This is a genomic window from Pectobacterium sp. CHL-2024 (assembly GCF_044751765.1).
Lineage (GTDB): Bacteria > Pseudomonadota > Gammaproteobacteria > Enterobacterales > Enterobacteriaceae > Pectobacterium > Pectobacterium brasiliense.
This window is the reverse complement of record NZ_JBIXKO010000002.1, coordinates 228657-253912: the sequence shown is the minus strand read 5'-3', so window position 1 is coordinate 253912 and position 25256 is coordinate 228657. Positions and strand designations below refer to the sequence as shown.

General features: G+C 51.8%; 22 protein-coding genes. 8 read left to right on the top strand and 14 right to left on the bottom strand.

Features of this window, described 5'->3' with window-relative positions; all coding sequences use genetic code 11:
- Positions 1 to 17: 17 nt before the first annotated feature.
- Complete coding sequence (mgtE, locus tag ACIPUG_RS06095; protein ID WP_400337861.1) at positions 18 to 1496, bottom strand: magnesium transporter; 1479 nt, start codon at positions 1494 to 1496, stop codon at positions 18 to 20.
- Positions 1497 to 1714: 218 nt separating this feature from the next.
- Here mgtE and ACIPUG_RS06090 point away from each other — a divergent pair, with 218 nt between their 5' ends.
- Both ACIPUG_RS06090 and ACIPUG_RS06085 read left to right on the top strand, forming a co-directional pair.
- Complete coding sequence (locus tag ACIPUG_RS06090; protein WP_277517837.1) at positions 1715 to 2164, top strand: MarR family winged helix-turn-helix transcriptional regulator; 450 nt, start codon at positions 1715 to 1717, stop codon at positions 2162 to 2164.
- A gap of 186 nt (positions 2165 to 2350) precedes the next feature.
- Entirely contained in the window at positions 2351 to 2776 is a 426-nt protein-coding gene (locus ACIPUG_RS06085) for an organic hydroperoxide resistance protein (protein ID WP_010285606.1), read from the top strand.
- Positions 2777 to 3058: 282 nt separating this feature from the next.
- On the opposite strand, the gene ACIPUG_RS06080 is transcribed toward ACIPUG_RS06085, so the two are convergent.
- From ACIPUG_RS06080 to ppk1, 4 genes are all read right to left on the bottom strand, one after another.
- Complete coding sequence (locus ACIPUG_RS06080; RefSeq protein ID WP_010300967.1) at positions 3059 to 3274, bottom strand: YfgG family protein; 216 nt, start codon at positions 3272 to 3274, stop codon at positions 3059 to 3061.
- 223 nt (positions 3275 to 3497) lie between these two features.
- On the bottom strand, positions 3498 to 3686 hold the full coding sequence (locus ACIPUG_RS06075; RefSeq protein ID WP_014916146.1) for a YjfB family protein: 189 nt from the start codon (positions 3684 to 3686) through the stop codon (positions 3498 to 3500).
- A 229-nt stretch (positions 3687 to 3915) separates the two neighbouring features.
- The gene (gene ppx / locus ACIPUG_RS06070) at positions 3916 to 5451 is read right to left on the bottom strand and encodes an exopolyphosphatase (protein WP_010280348.1); all 1536 of its coding nucleotides are present in this window, start codon (positions 5449 to 5451) and stop codon (positions 3916 to 3918) included.
- Complete coding sequence (gene ppk1, locus ACIPUG_RS06065; RefSeq protein ID WP_039497645.1) at positions 5451 to 7523, bottom strand: polyphosphate kinase 1; 2073 nt, start codon at positions 7521 to 7523, stop codon at positions 5451 to 5453. Before ppk1 ends, ppx begins: the two co-directional genes overlap by 1 nt.
- Before the next feature lie 217 nt (positions 7524 to 7740).
- Here ppk1 and ACIPUG_RS06060 point away from each other — a divergent pair, with 217 nt between their 5' ends.
- From ACIPUG_RS06060 to ACIPUG_RS06045, 4 genes are all read left to right on the top strand, one after another.
- The gene (locus tag ACIPUG_RS06060) at positions 7741 to 9921 is read left to right on the top strand and encodes an ABC transporter permease subunit (RefSeq protein ID WP_400337857.1); all 2181 of its coding nucleotides are present in this window, start codon (positions 7741 to 7743) and stop codon (positions 9919 to 9921) included.
- Positions 9918 to 11564: a phosphate ABC transporter permease PstA gene (gene pstA, locus ACIPUG_RS06055; RefSeq protein ID WP_349858198.1), complete on the top strand. Its 1647-nt coding sequence runs from the start codon at positions 9918 to 9920 to the stop codon at positions 11562 to 11564. Before ACIPUG_RS06060 ends, pstA begins: the two co-directional genes overlap by 4 nt.
- Positions 11565 to 11579: 15 nt before the next feature.
- Complete coding sequence (pstB, locus tag ACIPUG_RS06050; protein ID WP_039284638.1) at positions 11580 to 12395, top strand: phosphate ABC transporter ATP-binding protein PstB; 816 nt, start codon at positions 11580 to 11582, stop codon at positions 12393 to 12395.
- Positions 12396 to 12526: 131 nt separating this feature from the next.
- On the top strand, positions 12527 to 12964 hold the full coding sequence (locus ACIPUG_RS06045) for a helix-turn-helix domain-containing protein (protein WP_010280336.1): 438 nt from the start codon (positions 12527 to 12529) through the stop codon (positions 12962 to 12964).
- 256 nt (positions 12965 to 13220) lie between these two features.
- On the opposite strand, the gene ACIPUG_RS06040 is transcribed toward ACIPUG_RS06045, so the two are convergent.
- The 6 genes from ACIPUG_RS06040 to ppiB form a co-directional block, all read right to left on the bottom strand.
- Positions 13221 to 14588, bottom strand: coding sequence for an L-serine ammonia-lyase (locus tag ACIPUG_RS06040; protein WP_039284644.1), 1368 nt, complete (start codon positions 14586 to 14588; stop codon positions 13221 to 13223).
- 194 nt (positions 14589 to 14782) lie between these two features.
- Complete coding sequence (locus tag ACIPUG_RS06035; protein ID WP_039284646.1) at positions 14783 to 16072, bottom strand: HAAAP family serine/threonine permease; 1290 nt, start codon at positions 16070 to 16072, stop codon at positions 14783 to 14785.
- A gap of 517 nt (positions 16073 to 16589) precedes the next feature.
- Positions 16590 to 17660, bottom strand: a complete 1071-nt coding sequence (purK, locus tag ACIPUG_RS06030; RefSeq protein ID WP_039464508.1) for a 5-(carboxyamino)imidazole ribonucleotide synthase — start codon at positions 17658 to 17660, stop codon at positions 16590 to 16592.
- Entirely contained in the window at positions 17657 to 18166 is a 510-nt protein-coding gene (purE, locus tag ACIPUG_RS06025) for a 5-(carboxyamino)imidazole ribonucleotide mutase (protein WP_014916138.1), read from the bottom strand. The genes purK and purE overlap by 4 nt, the downstream gene beginning before the upstream one ends.
- A 178-nt stretch (positions 18167 to 18344) precedes the next feature.
- Complete coding sequence (lpxH, locus tag ACIPUG_RS06020) at positions 18345 to 19067, bottom strand: UDP-2,3-diacylglucosamine diphosphatase (RefSeq protein WP_400337851.1); 723 nt, start codon at positions 19065 to 19067, stop codon at positions 18345 to 18347.
- Between the two features lie 10 nt (positions 19068 to 19077).
- Entirely contained in the window at positions 19078 to 19572 is a 495-nt protein-coding gene (gene ppiB / locus ACIPUG_RS06015) for a peptidylprolyl isomerase B (protein ID WP_010280320.1), read from the bottom strand.
- 421 nt (positions 19573 to 19993) lie between these two features.
- Between ppiB and ACIPUG_RS06010 the strand changes: the two genes are divergently transcribed.
- Both ACIPUG_RS06010 and cysS read left to right on the top strand, forming a co-directional pair.
- A complete protein-coding gene (locus tag ACIPUG_RS06010) occupies positions 19994 to 20425 on the top strand; it encodes a DoxX family protein (RefSeq protein WP_039273581.1) in 432 nt (143 codons plus the stop codon).
- Between the two features lie 269 nt (positions 20426 to 20694).
- The gene (cysS, locus tag ACIPUG_RS06005) at positions 20695 to 22080 is read left to right on the top strand and encodes a cysteine--tRNA ligase (protein ID WP_039464501.1); all 1386 of its coding nucleotides are present in this window, start codon (positions 20695 to 20697) and stop codon (positions 22078 to 22080) included.
- A 92-nt stretch (positions 22081 to 22172) separates the two neighbouring features.
- Here the strand turns inward: cysS and ybcJ are convergent, their stop codons facing one another.
- From ybcJ to ACIPUG_RS05990, 3 genes are all read right to left on the bottom strand, one after another.
- The gene (gene ybcJ, locus ACIPUG_RS06000; protein ID WP_010280314.1) at positions 22173 to 22385 is read right to left on the bottom strand and encodes a ribosome-associated protein YbcJ; all 213 of its coding nucleotides are present in this window, start codon (positions 22383 to 22385) and stop codon (positions 22173 to 22175) included.
- Positions 22386 to 22417: 32 nt separating this feature from the next.
- Positions 22418 to 23281, bottom strand: coding sequence for a bifunctional methylenetetrahydrofolate dehydrogenase/methenyltetrahydrofolate cyclohydrolase FolD (gene folD / locus ACIPUG_RS05995; RefSeq protein ID WP_039316385.1), 864 nt, complete (start codon positions 23279 to 23281; stop codon positions 22418 to 22420).
- Positions 23282 to 23419: 138 nt separating this feature from the next.
- A complete protein-coding gene (locus ACIPUG_RS05990) occupies positions 23420 to 24967 on the bottom strand; it encodes a sensor domain-containing diguanylate cyclase (RefSeq protein ID WP_100018405.1) in 1548 nt (515 codons plus the stop codon).
- Positions 24968 to 25256: the final 289 nt, after the last annotated feature.

The following is a 25256-nucleotide window of genomic DNA, read 5'->3' as shown; positions in this document are numbered from 1 at the left end:
TTTTACATGGCATATGTTTAAGGCAGCAGGAACAGCGTTGCCAGCCCGAGGAAGATAAAGAAACCGCCAGTATCGGTAATGGCCGTAATCATTACGCTGGAGCCGACGGCCGGATCGCGGCCGAGTTTCATCATGATCAGTGGGATAGCGACGCCCATCAGTGCGGCGAGCAGCAAGTTCAACAGAATCGCCAGCATCATCACGCCCCCCATCGCGGCGCTGCCATAGAGCAGGAAGGTCACTACGCCCATAATCGTGCCCCATATCACCCCGTTGACCAGCGCAACGCCTAATTCTTTAAGCAGCAGATACGATTTTTTGCCGTGTTCAAGCTGATGCAACGCCAGTGCACGCACGATCATGGTGATCGTCTGGTTACCCGTATTCCCGCCAATTCCGGCGACAATCGGCATGAGTGTCGCCAGCGCTACCAAATGGGATAACGTGTGCTCAAACAGGCCGATAACCCGCGAGGCGATGAGCGCCGTACACAGATTGATGGCCAGCCATGCCCAGCGATTGCGGAACGATTTATACACGGGCGCGTAGACGTCTTCAGAAGGCGTTAACCCCCCTGAACGCCGCAGGCTGCTGTCGCTTTCTCGGTTCACGACGTCGAGGATATCCTCAATCGTCAGACGTCCCATCAGTTTCCCTTTGCTATCGACCACGGCGCTGGAAATTAAATCGTAACGCTCAAAAGCCCCTGCGGCTTCTTCGACTTTATCTTCAGGCTGGAATCTCAACGGCTGATCGTCCATGACGTCATTAACCAGAGCCTGAGGTGAGTGGAGCAGAATGCTGGCCAACGACAGTTCGCCGATCAGCGTATTTTTGCGATCGGTGACGAACAGTTTGTCGGTGGAGTTAGGGATGGTTTTACGGTAGCGCAGATAGCGCTGTACGGTCGTGAGTGTGACATCGGCGCGCACGGTGATGAGCTTGAAATCCATCATGTGGCCGAGGCAGTCTTCATCGTAATTGATGGCGGCGCGTAGCTGCGCGCGCTGCTTCGGCTCAAGCGAGGTCAGTATTCTGCCCAGCAGGTGGCGGGGGACGAGGCGAGACAGCTGAGCCTGTTCATCAACATCCAGAATCCTAACCGCTCTCAGGATTTCCTTGTCCTGCATGTCGCCGATCAGATCGTCAGAAATGCTGTCAGAGGCCTCAATCAACACGCGGCCGCGCTTCTCTACAGGAATAAGCCGCCAGAGCGCCAGCCGTTCATCCTGCGGTAAAGATTCCAGCATGTCGGCAAGGTCAGCGGCATGCAGCCCGATGATAAGCTCGCTGATTTCTGCGGTTTGATCGAGCAGGATGCTTTTTTCACGCAGTCTGATTTTGTTATTTAATGCAGCGCTGTCGCCCAACGTGGCGTCATCGCGTTCCGTAACGCGCGGTTGCCGGTTGATAATGTTTTCAACCAGTTCTTTGTTTTCCAACAGCAGAAGGGAGATGCGGCGACGGAGGTCGGTAAGTTTTTTTACACTCGACATAATGTTTTATGCTCGATCTGTTTTTTATCCGTGTTTTATTAAACGTAGCGCAAAATCAGTAGATTAAGAATAGGATTACTGGCGAATCGCAGTCTGAAAGGTGTGCGATAGTGCCCAAATGTGTTTTTGATGCAGCTTTTTATCTAATGAATTATTAAATCGCTTGCTACTTAGTTTTTGGCGATATATAGTCAATTCCAGAAACGTAACCGATACCGATGGCAGAGACGATGAACGACAACGCTTACAAACTGGATGGACAGCTGTGCTTCGCACTGTATTCAGCCAATCTGGCGATGAATAAACTGTATCGTCGTTTGCTGTCTGAGCTGAATCTGACCTATCCCCAATATTTGGTCATGCTGGTGTTGTGGGAGCGCGATGGTTTGACGGTGTCTGAACTGGGCGAGCGTCTGTATCTCGATTCCGCTACGTTAACGCCATTGCTTAAGCGGTTACAAAGTGCAGGCTTAGTTGTGCGTAACCGGGGAACAGAAGATGAGCGTCAGGTGCTGGTTGGTTTAACCGAAGCAGGGCGAGCACTTCAGCAACAGGCGAAAGCGATTCCTGAAAGCGTGTTTTGCGCGACGGAATGCCATCTTGACCAGCTACAGGCGATCAAAAAAGATTTAGAGACGCTGCGTAAGAATCTGATTGGGCATCTTTGAAAATGCTGGCGGCTGCCTTGTGCATCCGCAGCCCGCCAGACAGCGTTATATTTGTTAAGTAGTCTGTTTTTACGTGGTTTTCTTTATGTAATTAAGTAGTTTGCGATTTAATTTTTCACTATGTAATTAAGGCCTGAGCAGCATCTATATTGCCTAGGCTATTCCCTAACTATCTGGAGTCACATTATGTCTATTGAAAAAGTATTATACGTTGCCCATGCTCAAGCTACCGGTGGTCGTGATGGCCGTGCGGTGTCTTCCGATAAAGCGGTTGATATTAAATTGACGACCCCGCGTGAACTGGGTGGTGCAGGCGGTGAAGGAACGAACCCAGAGCAGCTGTTTGCTGCGGGCTATTCTGCCTGTTTCCTTGGCGCGATGAAGTTTGTCGGTGCGCGTGAGAAAATCGCTGTTCCTGCTGATACCACGGTAAACGGCAGCGTAGGCATCGGTGCTATCCCGACAGGATTTGGTATTGAAGTCGAACTGAAAATTTCCCTGCCGGGCCTGGATCGCGCGGTGGCTGAAGATTTGGTGCAGAAAGCGCATATCGTTTGCCCATATTCCAATGCAACACGCGGCAACATCGATGTGACCCTGACTATCGTCTAAGTCCTGCTTGAAGTCAGTACATGATTGATTGAGGAACTCGATTGATTGATAAAAACGGTGGCTGCGAAGATTCGCACTGCCGTTTTTTTATGACGGATATCCTCATCCGTCACCCTTCGGGCCGTTGCTACGCAACGTTGAAAAACGTTCCCGACGTTTTTTTATGACAGACATCTCGTCTGAATAGGTAACGGGTACGGGCGTAAAATAGCGGGCAGGAGAATACGAAGGCAGCATGCCTGATGAAGAAAAAGAGAAGATAAGAAACAGGTTGGTTAAGCGTTACTCTTTCTGATTGACGAGTACGTTGGCAGGAAGCAGTAATTGTTCAGCACGCTGCTGCTGTTTGTCTTGGTGATGACCAAACGCGGTGATGGTGGAGTAAGCAAAGCGGCCTAAAAGAATAATAAAGCTGATGAGTAAAACGGCACGGGCGATCCGAGAGCCACTTCGTCGCGGGCGTATCGATAATCGTCGTTTATGGGTAAGCGTGGACATTACCGGTTAATCCTCTGTGAAAGCGAACATTCGCTGTTGTTTATTTAGGCACAAGCGGTAGGCGAGGTCAATCTGCCGATGTGAAAAATATGATGACCGATTTCGGTTTTCGCACGTTCGGTATAAGCATAAAGGGAAGCGTGAAGGGGGAAGAATAAGGGGACGGGAAGGGCCACCAAAAACCCGCTCAAAAACGGATAAGCGGGTTGTGTGGTGCAAGGGATTACGCCGTGGTATTGACGTTACGCCCAATCGCCGGATTTGCTGGCAGAGGTGGTAATGCCTTCAAAATGCCGGAGACGACAGCTTCTTGATTATCAATCGCTTTTTTCACCATAAGCGCACTGGCCTCACTGCTGGTACGCATAGTACTGAGGTCGGTAGCAAATGATGAAATCTGTGATACATCCATTTTACTCTCCTTAACACTGAGTGGATCCATATCCGGCATGAAAGGAAGCGTATCTTTCCGCCGAGGTCGCATGATGTTGGTGAAAATTCTCGCCAGCCATCATTTTGGTATCGGCCCTATCCCTGTAAACTTTACGTTAACCGGGCTTCATCGGCCAGCTCAGTTGCACAATTTTTCGCCACTGCACTGTTCGGCGTAGGCTCGGGTTTCCACGTAACGTTTTCACCAATCAGGCTTTTTCTTCCTCAATCATCAGCTTCCAGCCAGTGACGTCCTGCCAGTATTCCTGTTCCCGTTCCAAATCCAGCTGTACCAGCGTGTTATTGGTAAAGAAGTCGCGTGGGAACGTCAGCGTCCAGTAGTTGTCATCGGTATGCAGCCGTAACGATTCCGGCGTTGTCGTTGCCTGACGCTGGTTATTCAACAGCGTGGCAAGGCGCAGGAGCTGCACCATGGGCAAATACTGTTTCTTTTTGAACAGGTTTAACCGCGGCAATTCTTCCAGCTTGATCGCTTTACGGTGCAATCGCACGATCATGGACAGCACAAGCTGCTGTTCCTGATTGAAGCCGGGTAGGTTAGTGTTTTGCAGAATGTAGGCGGAATGACGGTGCATGCCGCTATGGTTAATGCCCAATCCAACCTCATGCAGCATGGAAGCCCAGTTTAAGATGGCTTCGAGCTGTGGATGCACCAGGTTAGGATTTTGCTCTGCCCATTGTGCATAAAGCTGCTGCGTGGTTTCCCGCACGCGTCGCGCCTGCTCACGGTCGATATTGTAATGGGTCGCCAGACTCTGCGCGGTACGGATACGAATATCCTGATGGCGGAAACGCCCTTCCATTTCGTACAGCACACCTTCACGCAGCGCGCCATCGGACAGGCGTAGTTCTTTGATCGCCAGCGCATCGAAAATACCGCACAGGATAGCCAGACCGGGCACCAGCACCGATTGACGGTCTTCGGACAGGCCCGGCAGGCTCAGCGCTTTGAAGTGCTTAAACTGCAAAATCTGCGTGCGTAGCATTTCTAGCCGCTCGGGCGTAATCAGGCCGTCTTTCTCTCCCATTTCCACCAGAATTTCATGCGTGGCTTTGATCGTTCCAGACGCGCCGAGGGCGAATTTCCAGCCATATATACGGTATTCCCAGGACAGCGTCTCCAGCTTTTGCGCCGCGGCCAGCCGGGCGCGCTTGAAGTTGGCTTCGCTAATTTCACCATTCGGGAAAAACTGCTGTGCGAAGCTGACGCACCCCATTCGACGGCTTTCCACCAGCATCGGCTCGAAATCTTCACCGATGACCAGCTCTGTAGAACCGCCACCGATATCGATGACCAGCTTGCGGCCTTTTTCCGGCTGCGTATGTTCCACGCCCATAAAAATCAGACGGGCTTCTTCATGGCCGGAAATGATCTCAATCGGATAGGGAATGATATCCGCCGCGCGGCGCAGAAACTCCTGCGCGTTGACCGCCTGACGCAGCGCGTGCGTGCCGACGATAGAAACGTTCATTGCCGGGAAGCCTTGCAGGCGTTCAGCAAACAGCGCCAGGCAGCTCAGGCCGCGTTGAATAGCTTCTTCGCTGAGCACATTTTTGCTGTCCAACCCATCGGCCAGATGGACCCGCTGTTTTAAACGCCCCAATACCTGAAGCGCTCCGTTTACCACGCGTGCGATCACCATGTGAAAACTATTGGAGCCCAGGTCGATAGCCGCGAATTCTTGCGGCTTTATCTCGGTTTTTTCATTGTTCGTTAACGGCATTATTCAGGCTTATCTCCAGGTTGCTCCAACGCCTTGATGTAGTCGTAAATGGCATTTTGCGCGCGTACTTTACGCTTGTTGCCGCGTGAGACATAGCGGTTGCTCGACTCTTTATCAATGACACGGGCTTTCACCGTATCGCTGAACAGAATATCCAGCGTTTCCAGCACGCGGTTTTTCAAAATGGGATCCAGGATTTCCACTGCGACTTCAATGCGATAATCAATGTTGCGTGTCATCCAGTCTGCGGAAGAGAGGTAGACTTTCTTGTCCCCGCCGTTGTTGAAGACATACACCCGATCGTGTTCCAGATAGCGGTCAAGAATACTGATGACCTGAATATTTTCACTGATCCCCGGTAAATTAGGGATAAGCGAACACATGCCACGTACCAGTAGATTGATTTTTACGCCCGCAGAAGAAGCCTGATACAGCTTTTCTGCCAGCCCTTTATCCACCAGATTATTTACCTTAAGCGTAATGCCTGCATCACGATTCGCCAGCGCATTTTCGATCTCGGTATCGATCAATTGGTAGAGCTTGTCGCGGGAGTTTTGCGGTGACACCAGCAGGTGCTCGAAGCTGACCGGGCGGTAGGGGTTTTCAATGAAGTTGAAGACGCGACGGACTTCGTTGGTAATGCGTTCGTCGGCGGTCAGCAGCGAATAGTCGGTATACAGACGGGCGGTTTTTTCGTTGAAGTTACCGGTGCCGATGTGCGCGTAACGCACGATGTTTTCCCCTTCGCGGCGGGAAATCAGGAACAGCTTGGCGTGAATCTTCAGCCCTGGCACCGAGAAAATAACGTGTACACCCGCTTCCGTCAGGCGCTTGGCCCAGTGGATGTTCGCCTCTTCGTCGAAGCGCGCCTGTAGCTCGACCACGACCGTCACTTTTTTGCCGTTGTGCGCCGCATGAATCATCGAATTAATGATGCGCGAGTCTTTGGCGACGCGGTAAATATTGATTTTGATGGACAGCACGTTAGGGTCGAAAGAGGCTTGTCGCAGCAGTTCCAATACGTGCTCGAAGGTGTGATACGGGTAATAGAGCAGTACATCGCGCTCACGGATTGCATCAAACCCATTGCGAAAATTGTTGAACCCGGTGTGCCGCAGGCGGGGCAACGGTTTGTTGACCAGATTGGCGCGTCCGACGTTCGGGAAAGAAATAAAGTCTTTGAAATTATGGTAACGCCCGCCAGGGATGACGGAATCGTAGGAAGAGATGCCCAGTTTATCAAGCAGCATGGCGACCATCGCGTCCGGCATGTCGCGCTGATAAACGAATCGTACCGGTTCGGCGGTCAGGCGCTGCTTCAGACTGGAAGACATCAGCTCCAGCAGGCTGGATTCCATTTCCGTCACCAGATCGTATTCTGCATCGCGCGTCATCTTCATGGAATACGCGTTCAGCGCATCATAATCAAAGAAGCCCTTGAAGATATCATCCAGACAGTAACGCAGAATGTTATCGATGAGGATCATGGTTTTACGACGGCGCGGTGCTTCCGCTGGCAGGTTGACGAAGCGCGGTATTTTATCCGAAGGAATTTCCAGCAGAGCATAATTGATCTCATCGCCACGAATAATTTCGACGGCAAGATAGGTATAGCTATCCTTCAGGAACTCCACCAGGTCGGTTTCATCAAAGATCAGTATTGGCGTGATGTGCGGGCGCAGATATTGCCGGAAATAATCTCTCAGCCACTCTTGCTGATTCGGGGAAACCTGACGTTCGTTGACCAGAAAAATCTGGTTACGCGCCATCTCCAGCAGCAGTTCGTTGTACAGGCTATCGAAGATTTGGTCGGTTTTGAGAACACGTGCCTGAATTTTGCCTAACAGGTGTCGCAGATTGCCGTCCAGACCTTGTTCTTCATTAATCAGAATGCGTCTTTTCAAATCGGCAAAACGGACTTTATAAAATTCATCAAGGTTGCTGGAGTAAATGCCCAGAAAGCGCATGCGTTCGATTAACGGATTGCTTTTATCTGCTGCTTCCTGAAGTACTCGTTCATTAAAGGATAACCAACTTAATTCTTTCTCTATGTAGAGTTTGTCCTGACCCATTGTCACTCCGCTCAACTCATGTACTGAAGGTTCATCCAATATTCATACCCTTCCGTTGTGGAGATAGGGTACAACAACATTATGGCGTGTTGATGACGATAAAATCTAATTCATAGACAGACTTACCATTGTCATATTATGGGCGTAAAGGCAACATATGCTACCCGCAATACGTTAGCAACACGACTCTGGCGGCTTCACTCTAACGGCGAGAATAATGGTAAACACAGGCAACACATCACAGTATCGGGATCGTCGGCGAGCGTGGATCGATCGCTTGGTTCACCGCATCGTTGCGGGCAGTGGGCTGCTGGTGCTGGCTATGCTGTTGTTAATCTTCTTCTATCTCCTGTATGTGGTGACGCCACTGTTCCTTTCGCCCACCGTTAATGGCCAAAAAACGGTGCCACGCCACGGTGCAGAACCGTCGCTGGCGCTGGGGCTTAGCGACAACGGGCAAATCGGGTTTCGCATTGACAGTCAGGGCTATGGCGAGTTTATTCCGTTTGCGGAAAATCAGCCCATGTCGCGTATTCAACTGATTCCTGCGCTGAGTTTACTGGCGCAGAGTCAGGGTGAGCGACAGGTTTATGCCCTGAGTCAGCCTGATGGCCGTTTGGTTTTCGTGCAGCCTATATTGTCACGTATGTTATCGCGTACGGAAAACCGTTCCCCTGTCTGGGATTATCCGCTGGGTGAGCAGGCCTATTCGCTGGGTTTACCTGCGCAGCCGCTGCGTCATCTAGCAGTGGCAGCAGTAGGTGAAAAGCAGGTTGTTGTGGCGGCAATCGGGCAGGAAAATGCGTTGATCATCGCTGATATTGATGAAAGCGGTGTGCGGCAACGGGCACAGATTACGCTTCCGGCGGGTACGATTAACCAACTGCTGCTGACGCCAGACGGGCAGCAGGTGTATTTGCTCAGCGGTAAGACATTAACGCTATGGCAGGTGGGGGCGAACGCGCTGACGCTGCGGGAAGAGCGCCAGTTGCAGCTGGCGGAACCGCTGCATCTGGCGCTGTTGTCCGGTGGACGCTCGCTGCTGGTGCAGGCCGCTGACGGGCGGATTAGTCAATGGTTTGACGTTCCGGGCGAAAAGGGCGCGACGCTGACAGAGACTCGTCAGTTTCCGCACGTTGTGGGCGAATCGGTGTTGTTGGCAACGGAGAGGCAGCGGCGCATCTTTGCCACATTGAGCGCACAGGGTGAGCTGTCGCTGTTTGCCAGCAAGCAGTCGCATGCGTTGCTGACGCAGACGCTACCGGCTCATGCACAAAAGCTGGCGTTTTCGCCGCGCGGTTCAGCTTTGCTGGTTGAAACGGCACAGGGCTGGCATCGCTATCAGGTTGATAACCCGTATCCCGATATTGGCTGGCGCGGGCTGTGGCAAAAGCTGTGGTACGAGAACTATCCGGAGCCTGCCTATATCTGGCAATCCACGTCGGCGGACGACAGCTATCAGGCCAAATTCAGCATGATGCCGCTGATGCTGGGCACGATGAAGGCCGCGATTTACGCCATGCTGTTTGCCACGCCGCTGGCGCTGTCCGCTGCGATTTATACCGCCTGCTTTATGTCGCCGACGCTGCGACGCTGGATTAAACCCACGCTGGAAATCATGGGCGCGCTGCCGACGGTGGTCGTCGGTTTGATTGCGGCTATCTGGCTGGCCCCGCATTTTGCGACCTATCTGTCCGCGATTTTGGTCATGCCGATTTTATGGATGCTGGCCGTGCTCGGCTGCGGCTGGCTGATTGAATGCCTGCCGACGCGCTGGCGCGTCCGTTTCCCTGCGGGCTGGGACGTGCTATTCCTCATTCCCACGATCTTGCTGACATTTGTGGTCGGCTGTTGGCTTGCCCCGCGGATGGAGATCTGGGTGCTGGGGCAGCCGCTGTATCAGTGGCTGGGTGATGATTTTGTGCAACGCAATACGCTGGTGGCGGGCGTTGCTCTTGGCTTCGCGCTGATCCCGCTGATTTTTTCGCTGGCGGAGGATGCTTTGTTCAGCGTACCGGCTCGTTTAAGTCAGGGATCGCTGGCGCTGGGGGCGACGGCGTGGCAAACCCTGTGGCGCGTCGTGCTGCCGTCTGCCAGTGCCGGGATTTTCGCTGCGCTGATGCTGAGTTTTGGCCGCGCCGTGGGGGAAACCATGATTGTGCTCATGGCGACGGGCAACACACCGATTATGGATGAAGGTCTGCTTCAGGGTCTGCGTTCGCTGGCGGCAAATATCGCTATTGAAATGCCGGAAGCGGTGACGAACAGCGGTCACTATCGGGTGCTGTTCTTAACGGCATTAACGCTGTTTGTTTTCACGTTCATCGTGAATACGCTGGCTGAAACTATCCGGCAGCGCTTACGCCAACGCTACCGTGATGAAGGAGAAAACGCGTGAAGCGCTGGTTCCGTTCGGGAAGGCCTTGGGTGTGGCTGACCGCATCGTCAATTTCCATTAGCCTGCTGGCGATGCTGGCAATTATCGTACTGCTGGCGGGGCAGGGGATGCGCTACCTGTGGCCACAGCCCGTCTGGCTGCTGACGTTACAGCCGGAACAGGGTACGCAACGTGCGCTGATAGGGGAAATTTATGCCGAGCAGACGCTTTCGCGCCAACAACTGGAACAGGCTGGTTTGTCTTCTTCGTCTGAGGACGCTGAAACACGCTATTTGATCAAAATTGGCCAGCGCGAAATTCATGGGCAGAGCTTTCGCACGCTGCTGTCACGCGACATTGTCCGCTTTGATAAACCCGCCGACATTCTGGTGTTGAAGCGGACGAACAATGGCACTGCCTATGGTTATCTGGCTGGCATGCTGGAGGGCGAGCAGCCGCTGGTGGCAACGGATCTCCCCGCCACCTTACAGCATCGCGTTGAGCAGGTGCAGGGATTGCTTGCGAAGACGCAAGCCATCCGTATGGGGGAGATGGCGAAGATCAACCAGCAGTTTGAGACGCTGCGGCTGGAAGAGAAAAAGCGGCAGCAGGCCAAGACGCTGGATAATCAGGCGTTAGCCCGCCTTCAGGCTGAACGTATCGAACTGCAACGCCGTTTTGATGAGCTGTCGCGCCAGCTAACCTCACTCAATCTGGACATTAATCGCGATACCGTGCAATTGCGGGACGCGAACGGCAGCGTCCATCTTATTCCGCTCAGGGACATTGAACAGGCCTGGTACCCTAACGCGATGAGCCTGTGGGAAAAAGCCAGCCACTGGGGCGCTCAGGCGAAATACATGCTGGTGCACTATTCGCCGGACAGCAACAGCGCGGGCCATCTTTTCCCCGCCATTTTTGGCACCGTGCTGATGGTGGTGCTGATGTCCATCGTGGTGATGCCGCTGGGGGTAATCGCCGCGGTTTATCTGCATGAATACGCGGGGAAAAATAGCCTAACGCGCTGGGTGCGGATTGCCGTGGTCAATCTGGCCGGGGTGCCTTCCATTGTGTACGGCGTGTTCGGGTTAGGCTTTTTTGTTTATCTCATCGGTGGCACGTTGGATCAGCTGTTCTATTCCGAGGCGCTGCCGAATCCGACGTTTGGTACGCCGGGGCTACTGTGGGCATCGCTGACGCTGGCTCTGCTGACGCTGCCAGTAGTGATTGTGGCGACGGAAGAAGGGCTGTCGCGCATTCCAATGTCTGTGCGCCACGGTTCACTGGCGTTAGGGGCCACCAAAGCCGAAACGCTGTGGCACGTCGTGCTGCCGATGGCGGTTCCTGCGATGATGACGGGCTTGATCCTCGCCGTGGCGCGTGCCGCAGGGGAAACAGCGCCGCTGATGTTGGTCGGCGTGGTGAAGTCGGTGCCAGTGTTACCGATTGATGACATTTTCCCTTATTTGCATCTTGAGCGAAAATTTATGCATCTGGGATTCCAAATCTACGATCTGGCGTTCCAAAGCCCGGACGTCGAAGCGGCAAGGCCGCTGGTGTACATCACCGCGCTGCTGCTGGTGTTGATTGTTGTTGGGTTGAACCTTGCAGCGATTGGGATTCGTCATGTTCTGCGTGAGAAATATCGTTCGTTATCACTCTGAAAGTAGGATGAAGTTATGGGATTTATGACACAAAAGGAGATGGCACCGCTGCCTGATGTTCATCAACTGAGTGATGAGCAGACGACGTTAACCGTGGAGCATCTGAATCTTTACTATGGCGACAAGCAGGCACTGAACGATATTTCGATTCGCATTCCGAAGAATCAGGTGACGGCGCTGATTGGGCCGTCGGGCTGTGGTAAATCCACGCTGTTACGCTGCTTTAACCGCATGAACGATCTGGTGGATGACTGCCGCACTGAAGGCAATATCTGGCTGAACGGTATGCCTGTCAATGACCCACAGCTGGATGTTGCCACGTTGCGCCGTCGGGTCGGTATGGTTTTTCAACGACCGAATCCGTTTCCCAAGTCGATCTATGAAAATGTGATTTATGGCCTGAGATTGCAGGGGCTACGCGATCGCCGCTTTCTGGATGATGCCGTTGAGCGTGCGCTACGTGCGGCGGCACTGTGGCATGAGGTAAAGGATCGTCTGAGCGATAATGCGCTAACGCTATCCAGTGGGCAACAGCAGCGTTTGGTGATCGCCCGGGCGATCGCCATTGAACCGGAAGTGTTGCTGCTGGACGAACCGACCTCCGCGCTCGATCCCATTTCGACGCTGGTTGTCGAGGAACTGATGGGAACGCTAAAGCAGCATTTCACGCTGGTGCTGGTGACGCACAACATGCAGCAGGCAGCTCGCGTGTCGGATTACACCGCGTTTATCAATCAGGGCAAACTGATCGAATACAACCGTACTGACGATCTGTTTACCTCTCCGACGCAGCGGCGCACGGAGGATTATATTACTGGTCGCTTTGGGTGAAATTTCATCAGACCGCCGCGTTTAAATGACCTAAAAAAATTATGGATACCGTTCATCAATTGTCCGTGCCATTTGAAAAATTGATGATAAAATGCGCGCAAATTTTTTGACTCTGGCAAGTGGCGGGTAAGATGAAATTCAGTACCATGAACGAAGGCGAAATTATTACCGAACTGTGCCGGAGAATAAAAGACTCCAGAATTCAGCAACGTTTATCGCAGGTCGATCTTGCTGAACGGGCAGGGCTGGGAATCGCAACGATCAAGCGTGCGGAAATGGGCGAGTCCATTACGCTCAGCAGCCTGCTCTCCATTCTGCGCGGATTAAATCGTCTGCATCAGATTGAAGGTGTGCTCTTCGATGCAGAAGTGGAATCCTTCCATGCGCAGATCAGCGGTGAGAAAAAACAGACGCCACTGCGTATCAGAAAGAAAGCCGCGACCTTTCCTGCCAAAGCGCTCACCAAGCATGAAAATATTAAGAAACCCGCTAACAGCACGGTAGATTGGTATATTGCGGCGGCTGAAAACAACATTGTCTGGTCGCTGCCTGAAAGCGATAAAAAATAAAGGGCTAATGAGGTTGCTGACGAAATCCGTATGGCGGTAGTAACGGATAGATCGTAAAGACGCTGTAAATACATCCCTGTACGCTCGGATTGCGCCATCCATGGCGCAAACGCTTTACTCTTCTATTCCGTTACTCCCGTTCTCGTTCGATAAACAGGTTTGTCAACGGTCTGAAAGGTTATGTATGAACCCCTACACATAAACCCTGATTGTCGGGTTAATTTGCCGAGCATTTAACGCGACAAGGCCAGTTTTATCATTCGCACAGCACGACTTTAATCGCCAAACCGCCGCGAGACGTTTCACGGTACTTGGCGTTCATGTCTTTGCCGGTTTCATACATGGTTTCAATGACCTTATCCAACGATACGCGTGGTTCGCTGGTACGGCGCATTGCCATTCTGGCGGCGTTGATTGCCTTCACGGAGGCGATAGCGTTGCGTTCAATGCACGGTACCTGAACCTGACCCGCTACCGGATCGCACGTCAACCCCAGATTATGCTCCATACCGATTTCCGCCGCGATGCATACCTGTTCAGGGTTCGCGCCGAGTAGCTCAGCCAGACCGGCTGCCGCCATCGAACAGGCCACGCCGACTTCTCCCTGACAGCCCACTTCCGCACCGGAAATAGAGGCGTTCATTTTGTAGAGCATGCCGATAGCGCCGGATGCCAGGAAGTAACGCAGGTAAGATTCCGGGGTGACCGGTTGAACGTAACGATCGTAATAAGCCAGCACGGCAGGAATAATACCGCATGCGCCGTTAGTCGGTGCGGTGACGACGCGTCCGCCAGCCGCATTTTCTTCCGATACGGCCATCGCAAACATGTTCACCCAGTCCATCGCGTCCATCGGGTCGTTAGAAAAACGATCGTTGATGAACAGCAGGCGATGCAGCGCTGATGCTCGACGGGGAACGCGTAATGGGCCGGGTAACACGCCTTCCGTATTCATGCCGCGATGCATGCAGTCCTGCATGGTTTTCCATACGTCGGCAAAATAGTGCTCAAGTGCTTCCCGACCATGCATCGCAATCTCGTTTTTCAGGACGATGGCGGATAAAGACAGGCAGTGATCGTGACAGTGTTGCAGCAGTTTCTGGGCAGAAAAGAACGGGTAGGGCGCGCTTTCCTCAGCCAGATTGGGTTTGCCGAAGTTTTCCTGATCGACGACGAATCCGCCCCCGATGGAGTAATACGTTTTGCTATAGACCAACTCTTGCTGGTTATAGGCACGAATGGTCATGCCGTTTTCATGCAGCGGCAGGTTTTCCGGCTGGAAACGCAGGGAGGATTCCAGCGGGAAGCTGACCTCATACTGACCGTTGAGCATCGGCAGGCGCTGAGTGTCTTTCACCTGTTGAATAAACGCCGGAATACTATCGATATTTACGCTATCCGGCAGATTACCCGCGAGCCCCATAATGATAGCGATATCGGTATGGTGCCCTTTCCCCGTCAGGGAAAGCGAGCCGTAAATATCAACGACAATACGTGTCACCGATGGGATAAGCGCGCGGTTCACCAGATCGTCGGTGAACATTTTACCCGCTTTCATTGGGCCGACAGTATGAGAACTGGACGGGCCGATGCCGATTTTGAAGATATCAAATACGCTGACCATAGCGATTTCCTTGAAAAAAAACGCCGCATACCCGTCATACTTCAAGCCGCATGTGCGTTGGCTTCCCTCACTCACCCCAGTCACTTACTTGTGTAAGCTCCTGGGGATTCGTGTGGTTGCCGCCTTCCTGCAGCTCGAATTATTTAGGGTATGACTAGCAAATAACGTATCGGCGTTAAATTAGGGTGGGGGGCTTACAGCAGATCGCGCAGGCTGTAAACAATGGCGGAAATAGCGATCAGTCCCATCAGGGTGACAAAGATGTTGCTGATCTGGCCGCTGTATTTCTTCATTGCTGGGACTTTCTGGATAGCGTACATCGGCATCAGGAACAGCAGGCACGCGATAATCGGGCCGCCCAACGTTTCGATCATGCCCAGAATGCTTGGGTTCAGCGTCGCAACAATCCAGGTCGTGATCAGCATGAACAGCGCAGTGATGCGGTTCAATTTGGTGTTGGAAATGGTTTTACCTCTGCTGCGCAGGGATTTCACGATCATGCCGTTAAAACCTTCGCCTGCACCCAGATAGTGACCCAGGAACGATTTAGAGATCGCGATGGTGGCAATAACCGGCGCCAGATAACCGATTACCGGGTTGTTAAAGTGGTTCGCCAGATAGGACAGAATAGAAATGTTCTGTGCTTTCGCTTCCATCAGCTCAGCCGGAGAAAGGCTCAGTACACAGCTGAAAACGAAGAACATCACGGTCAGCACCATCATGATGTGGCTGTAAGACAGAATGCGTGAGCATTTTTGCTCGGCGTCATCGCCATATTCTTTACGTTTGGCAACTGCGAAAGAGGAGATGATTGGCGAGTGGTTGAAGGAGAAAACCATCACCGGAATAGCCAGCCATAATGTCGCCAACAGACCGTTGCCCGTAACGCTGGAACTCAAAGAAATGTTTTCAAAAACAGAGGTGTTCCAGTTTGGAATTAAATACAGCGCCAGCAACATCAGCACGGCAACAAATGGGTAAACCAGAATACTCATTGCCTTAACGATCATCGCTTCACCGAAGCGGACAATAAACATTAATCCGAGGATCAATATTAATGACAACAGTGCGCGCGGCGGAGAAGGCAAATGCAATTGGTGAGTAATAAAGCTATCTACCGTATTGGTGATGGCGACGCTATAAACTAATAGGATCGGATAAATAGCGAAAAAATAAAGCAAAGTGATTAATTTACCTGCACCAACGCCGAAATGTTCTTCAACGACTTCGGTAATATCTTCGCCACCTTTCTTGCCGGATAATACAAAGCGGCATAAGGCACGGTGAGAATAATATGTCATCGGGAAGGCAATCAGTGCCATGATAATTAACGGAATTAACCCACCAATACCGGCATTGATAGGTAAGAATAACACGCCAGCGCCGATGGCCGTGCCATAGAGGCCCAGCATCCAGACAGTGTCGCTTTTACGCCATCCTGAAGCCTGTTCTAACACCTGGCTGCTATCTTGAATGGTGCTCATATACTGATCTCTCCTCGGTGAACATATTAATACTCTGTTACAAGAGTATTGCCACATGATGTGGATTATAAAAATTACAGTATCGGCAAGTTGCCGTTACGGAGTTTAAAAAACGAACGAGACATGTTGCTAATTATGTCAGTAGGTCAATACTGTTTTGTGGCGGCATTCTATATCGTGGTGGTCAGCGAATAATATTGAGGCGATCACAGAAATGAATTGACGGGAAATATTTTAATAAATTTCCGCGCAAATTAAAATATCAATCTTGATACTTTATTTTAAATATTTTTAACGGCTCGTTATTGATACTTTATTTAATTGTCGAGTGATGAAAAATGAACAATAAATAAAATAAAGAGCAGATGAAATAATAAACGCAATTTTGCTGATGTCACGCGTAATGATGTTTTTTCTCTTTTGAGGATGTATCGACGGTGCGGTTCCTGTTGTTGCATCACATCAGATGAGAGCTACCCGGCAGATTGCAACCTGCCGGATAACGGTCACCGATCTGTCAGGCGGTGAGTTTTTCCTCTGCCCACGCCAGACCGCTGTGGTATTCCTCGGGTAATAGAGGTGCCAGCGATTGCAACGTGCGTTGCAACTGTGCGGTGTCCGACGACGGTAGATTGAGGTGTCCAACTTTGCGGCCAGGACGAACCTCTTTCTCATACCAGTGCAGATGTACCAGCGGCAGCGACAGCCAGTCGATATTCACATCAGTGCCGATCAGGTTGACCATCACCGACGGTGTTTCGACAACCGGTACCGGCAGCGGCAGATCCAGAATGGCGCGCAGATGCAGCTCAAACTGGCTGATGGACGCACCATTTTGCGTCCAGTGTCCGCTATTGTGTACGCGTGGAGCCAGCTCGTTAATAAGCAGGTGATCGCCGACGATAAAGCATTCCATCGCCATCACGCCTACATAACCCAGCGCATTCATTATTGCGGACAGCATCTGTTCAGCCTGCTGTTGCAACTGCGGATCGGGTTGAGGGAAAGCCACGCTGGTGCGCAGAATGCCATCCTGATGCAGGTTATGAGTGAGCGGGTAGAACACACATTTACCGTGCGTATTGCGGGCACCCACCAGCGAGACTTCGCCAGAAAAATTAATGCCTTGCTCAACGATGCACTCGCCATAGCAGTCAGCGGGCAGCGTTTGCTGTTCGCCATCGCGCAAGCGCCACTGTCCACGACCGTCGTAACCGCCGACGCGACGTTTAACGATCGCTAATTCACCCAATGAGGCGAAGACGTGTGGCCATTCATCGGCGCTCGCCAGCAGTTGCCACGGGGCGGTTGCCAGATTCAACGAGTCCAGCAGCTGCTTTTGCGTCAGGCGATCGGCCAGACGCGGGAAAATATCGCGGTTTGCAAACGCCGTGTGCTCGGCTAACTCGCGGGTGAGGGCGGTTTCCGGCCAGCGTTCGATCTCGGCGGTAATGACGCTGTTATGAAACGGAACCGACTCCGGCTCTGCATCCAGACCCACTGGGTAAACCGCAATACCTAGCGGTTCACCAGCCTGACGCAGCATTCTGCCCAACTGACCATTGCCTAATACGCAGACCGGTTTCATGCCTCCTCCCGCGGATCGGGATGAGAGAGCACATCATCGGTTTGCGCCTGACGCCAGTCTGCCAGTCGGGTGGCGATGCCATTGTCATGCAGGGCGAGAATTTGTGCGGCCAGCAGAGCCGCATTCGCTGCGCCCGCTTTGCCAATGGCCAACGTGCCGACCGGAATACCGCGAGGCATTTGGACGATGGAATACAGGCTGTCTACACCGCTCAGCGTTGAGCTTTGTACCGGCACGCCAAGCACGGGAACCAGCGTTTTCGCTGCAAGCATACCCGGCAGGTGTGCTGCGCCGCCTGCGCCCGCGATAATCACATCAAAACCGTTCTGTGCCGCTTGCTCAGCAAAGCTGAACAGTTTATCTGGCGTCCGGTGTGCGGAAACGACTTCGGTATGAAAAGGAATGTTCAGCGTGGTGAGGATTTCCGCAGCAAACTGCATGGTGGCCCAGTCACTCTTTGAACCCATGACGATGGCAATTTTAGCCGGGGCAACGTTGGATGACATGCCTGTAACGCTCCTGTGATTGTACGTGTTCGTGACGCGTTCGCGTCGGCCAGACAGGGAGGGTCTGGCGTTGAGGGCGTAGAGCATATCACGCCATTATGGCGAGGAAAACGGTTGCGTATGCGGAAATGCTGGGGCAATAAGGCGAGAGACCGTTAAGTCAATGTCAGGAAACGCATTAAAATGGGAAGGAAATCAGTTCGATATTTTGTGGTGTGACCTTAATCATCGACCCTTCTTCATGCCAGGCACCCAGAACGGCACGACGACCAGAAGATTCGCCGAGATCGACCTGATGAATAGCCGGGCGGTGCGTATGGCCGTGGATCATCGTCTTCACCTGATAATGCCGTAAACGTTCAAGTACGGCGTCGTGATTGACATCCATAATCTGCTGCGACTTTTTCTGGTTTTCGTGCTGGCTGGCTGCCCGCATCTTCGCCGCGATGCTCATCCGTAATGATAGCGGTAATAGCAGGAAGAGTCGCTGAATGAACGGGTTGTGTACCCGGCGGCGGAATTGCTGGTAATGCTGATCGTCAGTGCACAGGGTATCGCCATGCAGAATGAGGATCTTCTGACCGTAGAGGTCGAGCACCGTTTCCGTCGGCAGCAGCGTCATTCCGCTTTGTTTGGCGAAACGCTTACCGATCAGGAAATCACGGTTACCGTGCACGAAATAGCAGGGAATGCCGCGCTGATGTAAGGCATACAGTTCCGCGGCGACAGTCGCATGCAATGGCTGGGGATCGTCGTCACCAATCCAGGCATCGAACAGATCGCCAAGAATGTACAGCGCATCGGCATGAATCGCATCATGGCGTAAAAAACGCAGAAAACCGGCGGTAATCGCCGGTTCATGAACACTTAAATGCAGATCGGCAATGAACAGCGTTGCCATGCAGGTCGGATTATTCGCTGACCGTTACGTGGGTAATCACCACGTCTTCTTTCGGTACGTCCTGATGCATGCCGCTGCGGCCGGTAGCCACGCCTTTGATTTTATCAACGACGTCCATGCCTTCGGTGACTTCAGCGAATACGCAGTAGCCCCAGCCATCGGCACGCTCTGAACGGAAGTTCAGGAAGTCGTTATCAACGAGGTTGATAAAGAACTGGGCAGTTGCAGAGTGCGGATCGTTGGTACGTGCCATTGCCAGCGTGCCACGGGTATTTTTCAGGCCGTTGTTGGCTTCATTTTTGATTGTCGCATTGGTTTCTTTCTGATCCATGCCGGGAGCGAAGCCGCCGCCCTGAATCATAAAACCATTAATCACGCGGTGAAAAATCGTGTTGTCATAAAAACCGCTGCGACAGTAGTTCAGGAAGTTTTCTACGGTAACCGGCGCTTTGTCTGCAAACGTATTAATAACGATATCGCCGTGGTTGGTATGAAGCGTAATCATAATAATGAACCCTAGATAGCCTTAGTGATTAAGAGTGCTGTCCACAAAAGGCGGTGAACAACAAGAGCGCTGTTATAGCATAACTGGTCGATTGAGTCAGTACTTCGCGCTTACTGCACCGCTGTTGGCGGTTGGATGGATGAGAAAATCGTATAAAAAGGTTTACTACTCTGATTTTGGTAGGTCTCAAATAATATGTGCGCTTAATAATAGTGCGCAATAAGGTGTTAATCAGGCAATAGGGACTTTTAAAAACAAATAAATTGATCAAAATTTCAAGTTACAGTTAATTAATTTGAATGATATTTTTGTTGCCCCAGATCAATGTTTTGCGTAATCAACGTGTTCTTTTTTTGCGGCTCAGATTAATCTGAGAGTAATTCTTATTCTTCATAAATAACTCTAAAGAGATAGGTGAACTATGCTGGGTATTCTGGATAGTGTTAATCGTTTATTAGACAAACCGGATTTTGGCAAACTGTTTTTGCGCGTATCTTTCAGCGTTTTGATGCTGTTTCATGGCTGGCACAAAGTACATGGCGGCATCGGTGCCATTGAAGGCATGCTGACCTCGGCAGGGCTCCCTGCTTTTGTTGGTTACGGTGTCTATGTCGGAGAAGTCATCACCCCGATTCTGATGATTCTCGGGATTCTTACACGTCCTTCTGCGCTGATCTTCTCCTTCACCATGGTCGTCGCAACCTTACTGGTTCACCCTGAAGGTTTTGTCACTCTGGCCAAAACCGGTGCCTGGGGTGTTGAAGGTACGGCGGTGTTCTTCTTTGCGGGTATCGCGATTGCCCTGCTCGGTAGCGGAAAATACTCTGTGATGTCCAATCCGCGCTGGCGTTAATGGTTTTTTGTCGGCGGATTGCTTTTGTCAGTCACCGCTAGTGATGTGAAATGGCCCGGATTTTCCGGGCCATTTCATTTTTATCCTTTCTCGCTGATTCCCTCTTCTTATTAACCTTGCAATACAGTAGGGTTCAGGTTTCAATACGCCGTTGGGTGTCAACCCTGAATGCATTGATGTTACTGACGCTAACTGCGGCTGTGAAAACCATTTCTTTGAAACCATTTTTTTGTGAAAACCATTTTTTATAAAAACACTGGAACGCCCTGATGCTAAAGATTTTTAATACGCTGAGTCGCCAAAAAGAGGAATTTAAACCTATCCACGCCGGTCAGGTGGGAATGTATGTGTGTGGCATCACCGTTTATGACCTGTGTCATATCGGTCACGGGCGTACTTTCGTGGCGTTTGATGTGGTGGCGCGGTATTTGCGGTATCTGGGATATTCACTGAAATATGTGCGTAATGTCACCGATATTGACGACAAAATTATTAAACGTGCGATCGAGAATGGGGAAACCAGTGACCAACTGACGACTCGCATGATCGCAGAGATGCACGCCGATTTTGATGCGTTGAATATTCTGCGTCCGGATGCCGAGCCGCGTGCGACGCACCATATTGCCGACATCATCGAAATGGTGGAAACGCTGATTGCCCGTCGCCACGCTTATGTTGCGAGTAATGGCGATGTGATGTTCTCCGTTGATACCGCACCGGGCTACGGTGTGCTGTCTCGTCAGGATCTGGATCAGTTGCAGGCTGGCGCGCGCGTTGAAATTACCGAAGTGAAGCGTAACCCGATGGACTTCGTGCTGTGGAAAATGTCCAAGCCGGGTGAACCTCACTGGTCCTCTCCCTGGGGAGAAGGGCGCCCTGGCTGGCACATCGAATGTTCTGCCATGAACTGCAAACAGCTGGGCACGCATTTTGATATTCACGGCGGCGGTTCAGATTTGATGTTCCCGCACCACGAAAACGAGATCGCGCAGTCCAGCTGTGCACACGACGGCTCGTATGTGAATTACTGGATGCATTCCGGCATGGTGATGGTTGACCGCGAGAAGATGTCAAAGTCGCTCAACAATTTCTTCACCGTACGCGACGTGCTGGCGTATTACGATCCGGAAACCGTGCGTTACTTCCTGATGTCAGGCCACTACCGTAGCCAGCTGAACTACAGCGAAGACAACCTGAAACAGGCACGTGCGGCGCTGGATCGTCTGTATACGGCGCTGCGTGGAACGGATGCTAGCGCTGCGGCGCACGGCGGTGACGAGTTTGAAGCCCGTTTCCGCGAAGCGATGGACGACGATTTCAACACGCCGGAAGCCTATTCGGTACTGTTTGATATGGCGCGTGAAGTTAACCGCCTGAAAACGGAAGATGTACAAGCGGCGAACCAGCTGGCATCGGCATTGCGCAAACTATCCGGCGTGCTTGGCCTGCTGGAACAAGATCCTGAGCAGTTCCTGCAAAATGGCGCGCAGGTGGATGACGAGGAAGTGAAGGAAATCGAAGCGTTAATCCAACAGCGTAAAGATGCGCGTGCGGCGAAAGACTGGGCGCTAGCGGATCAGGCTCGCGATCGCCTGAATGAAATGGGGATCGTGCTGGAAGATGGCCCGCAGGGAACGATCTGGCGCCGTAAGTAACGCTTTCTTCCTGTCATACGCTTTTCGTAAATAAAAAGCCCGCAAAAATGAAATTGCGGGCTTTTTTTCGTCATGATTCGACGCTGTGAGGGTTACTCGGTAACGTTTACCGTCTCGCCATTGAACTGAACGGTTTGCCCGGCAACGATTTTGCAGCGCTTGCGCGTTTCCGTCTGGCCGTCGACGGTCACGTCGCCTGCGGCGATAGACAGTTTGGCTGCTGCGCCACTTTCGCTCCAGCCCAGCAGTTTCAAGAGATCGCACAGTTCAACGTGCGGATGCTTTTCAAGATTAAAGGTTGCCATAAATTCCTGCTTATCCGTGTTTGACTCGCCAATTATTCGGCGTGGTCATGATACTCTTCGCACGCCTGTAGCGTGTTTTGAATCAGTGTGGCAACGGTCATTGGGCCGACGCCGCCCGGTACGGGGCTGATGTAAGACGCTCTTTCCTGCGCCGTTTCAAATTCCACATCGCCGACCACTTTACCGCTTTCCAGACGGTTGATGCCCACGTCCAGTACAATCGCGCCCGGTTTAATCCATTCGCCGGGAATGAAGCCCGGTTTACCCACCGCGACAACCAGCAGATCGGCGTTTTCAACATGGTGGCGCAGATTTTTGGTGAAACGGTGCGTGACGGTAGTCGTACAGCCAGCCAGCAGCAGTTCCAGACTCATCGGGCGACCAACGATATTAGACGCGCCGACCACAACGGCATTCAGCCCGAAGGTGTCGATATTATAACGCTCCAGCAGCGTGATGATGCCGCGTGGCGTACAGGCGCGCAGCATTGGCGCGCGCTGGCACAGACGACCCACGTTGTAAGGATGGAAGCCATCCACATCTTTACTTGGTGCGATGCGTTCAATCACCTTGGTGTTATCGATGCCTTCCGGCAGCGGAAGTTGAACCAGAATACCGTCAATCGTCTGGTCGGCGTTGAGCTGGTCGATAAGTGCCAACAGCTCAGATTCCGTTGTGGTGATGGGTAAATCATAAGAGCGGGAAATAAAGCCGACTTCTTCACACACCTTGCGCTTGCTGGCGACATAAATCTGTGACGCTGGATTCTCGCCGACCAGCACAACAGCCAGACCCGGTGCGCGTTTTCCTTCTGCTAAACGCTGCGTGACTCGTGCGGCAACTTCGTCTTTGACCTGCTGCGCAATCGTTTTACCATCAATAATCTTTGCTGCCATCTGAGAAGAGACCCATCAATTTGAAATAGGGGGAGATGGCCGCTATTTTGTCAGAAGCTGCGCGTGCTGTCAGGTATTGCATCAACATTAATTGTTTCTATACCCGTCATACTTCAAGTTGCATGGGCGTTGGTTGCGCTACTCACTCACCTCTATACGGTTTTTACCGCCGTTTTTGGCGCGATACAGTGCAGCATCGGCGATATCGATAATGGACGACGCCGTTGGTGGTGGATTATCGGCGCAGAACACGTAGACACCGGCGCTAATGGTGACGATTTTTTCCGGGAATAGCGTGGTTTCATGCGGGATCTTTTCCTCGCGCACCAAATCCAGCGCTCGCTGAGCCAGCGCGGCGGCGCTTTGTTTATCCGTGTCGGTGATAATGATGGCGAACTCTTCACCGCCATAGCGGGCGACCAAATCCTCGTTACGTCGCAGCATATTGCTCAGGAGGTTACCGATCTTGCGCAGACACTCATCGCCTGCCACATGCCCATAGTGGTCGTTATATTTCTTGAAGGCGTCGACATCGATCATGATCAGCGCGATACACTGCCGCTTCTCTGCGGCCTGCAATAGGGTTTGTTGCAGGAAAATATCAAACTGACGGCGGTTGGCTAAGCCCGTCAGGCCATCGAACAGCGCCAGCGTTTGCAGCGTGTGGTTAACCGACGTAAGTTCATCGCGCACGATGGTTAAATCGATCTGATTTTTCACATTGATGCGAATCTGTCTCAGCACGATCAGGCCGAGTAAGGTGATGGTGAACAGCAGAATTAAGGTAATGGCACCGTAGACCAAACTGTCCGATCGCCACTTGTTGAGTACTAACCCAAGATCGAACCCCGCTGCGATGACGATGGGGTAACGTTTTAATTTGGTATAACCATAAATCCGTTCGATGTGATCGAGCGTGGAGACGATCGTCGCCGTGCCGCTTTCGGACTGTTTCAGATACTCTGAAAAGAGCGGACCGCTGGATACATTTCGGTTTATATAAGAGTCGTCGTAAGGGCGTCCGTACAGAATCCGTCCATCGGACAGCAGAATGGCGAGTACATCCATGTTCCCAAGGGAGTAGTAGCCATAATACTGTTTGAAATAGTTCAGTGAGAGGGTGGCGAGCAGCACGCCATCAAAACTGCCGTCTGGCTTATTGATGCGCATAGAAACGGGGATGATCAGATCGCCCGTAGAGCGGCTCTGAATCACGCTGCCGATGTGCATGGTCTGGCTGACGTTGTTCTGGTGATACTTGAAATACTCTCGGTCAGCGTTATTGGCATTGGCGGGTTTTGATACTCCCGAGTTCACCAGCCATTCGCCTTTGTTGTCGTAAATGAAGATGCCATGCAGCTGCGGCAGCGCCGTTTTGCGGTTCTTTAGGATATCGCCCAGGCGGTTCAATTGCGCAGGCGATTGGCCATCCTGCTCGATGCGCTCTTGTAAATCTTGCAACAATATATCGACTTGTAAAAACGTATCTTCGGCATGGCGCGCGAGCGACAGCGACAGATTTTTGGCGTTTCGCTCTGTGGAATCGATAAGCTGTTGATGAGAATTGAAGACGGCCCATCCGTTCAGCGCCACTACTGTGGTGATGATGAAGAGCATAAAGACGATCATCAATTTTTGGAGCGGCATTTGATACTGGCTGGCCTTGTCACTCGTGCTGACCTTCATTGTCCTTCCCATCCTTAGCCAAAGAAATGACTGATGATAAGTGTAGACGTTTCTGACTGTTGCGCTGGCAATTGATGAGACAGGCTTATGATTTTTTTGTCGATTTTATCGAACAATAAACCGCTTTGATAATAAAGTAACGTCTCTACACAGTATCTCCATGTAGCGTTGATAAAAACTTGAAAATAAACCGGTATCATCATGTTTATTCGCCAATATCATCTAAGATAAATGACGTCGTGTTACATAAATTCATGAAAATTTGTTTTCACGCTAATGATTTAAAAAA

Bases quoted from the DNA above. Each gene is read 5' to 3' on its own strand.
- pstB (WP_039284638.1), top strand. From the start codon at position 11,580: ATGGGATTTATGACACAAAAGGAGATGGCACCGCTGCCTGATGTTCAT.
- purK (WP_039464508.1), bottom strand. From the start codon at position 17,660: ATGAAACCGGTCTGCGTATTAGGCAATGGTCAGTTGGGCAGAATGCTG.
- ACIPUG_RS06090 (WP_277517837.1), top strand. From the start codon at position 1,715: ATGGCAGAGACGATGAACGACAACGCTTACAAACTGGATGGACAGCTG.
- ACIPUG_RS06010 (WP_039273581.1), top strand. From the start codon at position 19,994: ATGCTGGGTATTCTGGATAGTGTTAATCGTTTATTAGACAAACCGGAT.
- ACIPUG_RS06075 (WP_014916146.1), bottom strand. From the start codon at position 3,686: ATGGATGTATCACAGATTTCATCATTTGCTACCGACCTCAGTACTATG.
- purE (WP_014916138.1), bottom strand. From the start codon at position 18,166: ATGTCATCCAACGTTGCCCCGGCTAAAATTGCCATCGTCATGGGTTCA.
- ACIPUG_RS06085 (WP_010285606.1), top strand. From the start codon at position 2,351: ATGTCTATTGAAAAAGTATTATACGTTGCCCATGCTCAAGCTACCGGT.
- folD (WP_039316385.1), bottom strand. From the start codon at position 23,281: ATGGCAGCAAAGATTATTGATGGTAAAACGATTGCGCAGCAGGTCAAA.
- ppiB (WP_010280320.1), bottom strand. From the start codon at position 19,572: ATGATTACGCTTCATACCAACCACGGCGATATCGTTATTAATACGTTT.
- ACIPUG_RS06040 (WP_039284644.1), bottom strand. From the start codon at position 14,588: ATGGTCAGCGTATTTGATATCTTCAAAATCGGCATCGGCCCGTCCAGT.
- ACIPUG_RS06080 (WP_010300967.1), bottom strand. From the start codon at position 3,274: ATGTCCACGCTTACCCATAAACGACGATTATCGATACGCCCGCGACGA.
- cysS (WP_039464501.1), top strand. From the start codon at position 20,695: ATGCTAAAGATTTTTAATACGCTGAGTCGCCAAAAAGAGGAATTTAAA.
- ybcJ (WP_010280314.1), bottom strand. From the start codon at position 22,385: ATGGCAACCTTTAATCTTGAAAAGCATCCGCACGTTGAACTGTGCGAT.
- ACIPUG_RS05990 (WP_100018405.1), bottom strand. From the start codon at position 24,967: ATGAAGGTCAGCACGAGTGACAAGGCCAGCCAGTATCAAATGCCGCTC.
- lpxH (WP_400337851.1), bottom strand. From the start codon at position 19,067: ATGGCAACGCTGTTCATTGCCGATCTGCATTTAAGTGTTCATGAACCG.
- mgtE (WP_400337861.1), bottom strand. From the start codon at position 1,496: ATGTCGAGTGTAAAAAAACTTACCGACCTCCGTCGCCGCATCTCCCTT.
- ppx (WP_010280348.1), bottom strand. From the start codon at position 5,451: ATGCCGTTAACGAACAATGAAAAAACCGAGATAAAGCCGCAAGAATTC.
- ACIPUG_RS06045 (WP_010280336.1), top strand. From the start codon at position 12,527: ATGAAATTCAGTACCATGAACGAAGGCGAAATTATTACCGAACTGTGC.
- ACIPUG_RS06060 (WP_400337857.1), top strand. From the start codon at position 7,741: ATGGTAAACACAGGCAACACATCACAGTATCGGGATCGTCGGCGAGCG.
- ACIPUG_RS06035 (WP_039284646.1), bottom strand. From the start codon at position 16,072: ATGAGCACCATTCAAGATAGCAGCCAGGTGTTAGAACAGGCTTCAGGA.
- ppk1 (WP_039497645.1), bottom strand. From the start codon at position 7,523: ATGGGTCAGGACAAACTCTACATAGAGAAAGAATTAAGTTGGTTATCC.